General features: G+C 77.6%; 2 protein-coding genes and 1 riboswitch. Both genes read left to right on the top strand.

Features of this window, described 5'->3' with window-relative positions; translation table 11 throughout:
- A partial coding sequence (locus WCS02_RS19820) for an isochorismate synthase (RefSeq protein ID WP_340296002.1) occupies nt 1-1,170 on the top strand: 1,170 nt, incomplete at its 5' end.
- Nucleotides 1,171-1,245: 75 nt separating this feature from the next.
- Nucleotides 1,246-1,338, top strand: a riboswitch (SAM riboswitch).
- A 219-nt stretch (nt 1,339-1,557) separates the two neighbouring features.
- Nucleotides 1,558-2,196, top strand: a 639-nt coding sequence (locus WCS02_RS19815; RefSeq protein WP_340296001.1) for a flavin reductase family protein, incomplete at its 3' end; no start/stop codon positions are given.

Genomic DNA, 2,196 nt, shown 5'->3' with positions numbered 1-2,196 from the left:
AGCGGGCCGGCGGGCTGGTCCGGTGCTCGGCGGTGGCCAGGTCCTCCGCGTCGACCCGGCCGCTTCCGCGAGGCCGAGCGCGGCTGGCGGCGGCTGCTCGCCGGGGCGGTCGTGCGCGACGACGTCGGCCTGCGCGGCACCGGGCCGGTGGCGTTCGGGTCCTTCGCCTTCGCGGACGCCTCGTCGGCGGCCAGCTCCCTCGTGGTCCCGGCCACCGTGGTCGGCCACCGCGAGGGCCGCTGGTGGCTCACCCGGACCACGACCGGCGAGTCCGGCCCGTCGATCGGCGCGACCATCCCCGGCCCCGTGTCCGGGGCGCCGCCCCAGCAGCCGGACGGGCCCCCGCCGGGCACCGTGGTCTTCGCCGACGGCGCGGTGAGCAGCCCGGACTGGGAGTCGCTGGTCGGCCGCGCCGTCGCCCGCGTCGAGCGCGGCGAGCTGGACAAGGTGGTCCTGGCCCGCGACCTGCTCGCCCGCAGCAGCACCCCGGTCGACGTCCGCGGCCTGCTCCGGCGCCTGGCGGCGGCCTACCCGGCGACGTGGACGTTCAGCGTGGACGGCCTCGTCGGGGCCACGCCGGAGATGCTCGTGCGCACCCAGGTGCGCCTGGTCGCCTCCCGGGTGCTGGCCGGCACGATCCGCCGCACCGGCGACGACGCCCACGACCTGGCGCTCGCGGCCTCGCTGGCCCGCTCGAGCAAGGACCTGGGCGAGCACGAGTACGCCGTGCGCAGCGTGGTCGAGGCGCTCACCCCGTTCTGCGCCGGCACCAACGTCCCGGAGTCTCCGTTCGTCCTGCACCTGGCCAACGTCATGCACCTGGCCACGGACGTCACGGGCGTGCTGCGCGACGACGTGTCGAGCCTGCGCCTGGCCGAGGCGCTGCACCCCTCCGCCGCGGTGTGCGGCACGCCGACCGCGGCCGCGGCCGCGCTCATCGACGAGGTGGAGGGCATGGACCGCGGCCGCTACGCCGGCCCGGTGGGCTGGCTGGACTCCGACGGCGACGGCGAGTGGGGCATCGCGCTGCGCTGCGGGCAGGTCGGCGATGACCCGCACGAGGTCCGGCTCTTCGCCGGCTGCGGCATCGTCGCCGGGTCCGACCCTGCGGCGGAGCTCGCTGAGTCCGCGGCCAAGTTCGTGCCCATGCGGGACGCGCTCGGCGGCTGAGCCGGCCGTCTCGGGATCCGGGACACCCGGCCCCACCGGCTGGACACGGCGTGACGGAGGTGTCACCGTCGGGTCACGCCATCCAGAGCGACCGAGAGACCTGGCTCGTCGACGTCGCAGCAACCCCCCGGCAACGGGTGCGGGTGCTCCCGCCAGGACCGATGAGGAGCGCCACGTGCTGATGACCGGTCCCCGGACGCCCTGCTCGCCCGGCCTCACCCGCCGGCGTGCCGTCGACCTGCGGCTGACGGCCTCCGCGGCCTGTCGGGCCTGACGCCCCGCGCGGGGGCCCTGCCCGGGACCCCGCTCCCCCGACGCGCCGCCCGGCCGGGCCGCCCGTCCCCACCCACCACCGGGCACCAGGCCCGGAGAACCAGGAGCACCCCTGTGACCGTCCCCGCCCGGGGTGGGTCGTCGGTGGACCTGCGACGCGCCTTCCGCCTCGACGCCTCCAGCGTCTGGGTCGTGACCAGCGCCGACGCAGGCACCCCCGTCGGCTTCACCGCCGTCTCCGTCGTCTCCGTCTCCCTCGCGCCGCCGATCCTGTCGTTCAACGTCTCGCGCACCTCCTCCAGCCTGGACACGCTCCTGCGCAGCGGCCGGTACGCGGTGCACCTGCTCGCCGCCGACCAGGAGGCCACGGCCCGCCGCTTCGCCGGACCGGCCGCCGAGCGCTTCGCCGACGACCGGACCTGGTCCTGGGACGAGGACGGCCTGCCGCGCCTGCACGGCGTGCTCACCCGGCTGAGCGGCTCCCTGCTCCGCCTCGTCGACGCCGGCGACTCCCACCTGGTGCTCGGCGAGGTCGCCCGCAGCGACGCCGACGACGACAGGCGCGGGCTCGACGGCCACGACGGCCTCGACGGCCTCGACCTCCCGGCCCGGCTGCCCCGCCGGACGACCGACCCGCTGCTGCACCACGACCGGACCTACACCCGGGCCGAGCGCCCCGCGCCGGTGCAGGCCGACCGGACCCCGCAGGGCGGCTCCCGCCCCGGTGCGCGGCACCGGCCCCCGGCCGCGCTC

Source organism: Aquipuribacter hungaricus (assembly GCF_037860755.1).
Classification (GTDB): domain Bacteria; phylum Actinomycetota; class Actinomycetes; order Actinomycetales; family JBBAYJ01; genus Aquipuribacter; species Aquipuribacter hungaricus.
Note: the sequence above shows the minus strand (reverse complement) of the source record. Positions and strands in the feature narration are given on the sequence as shown.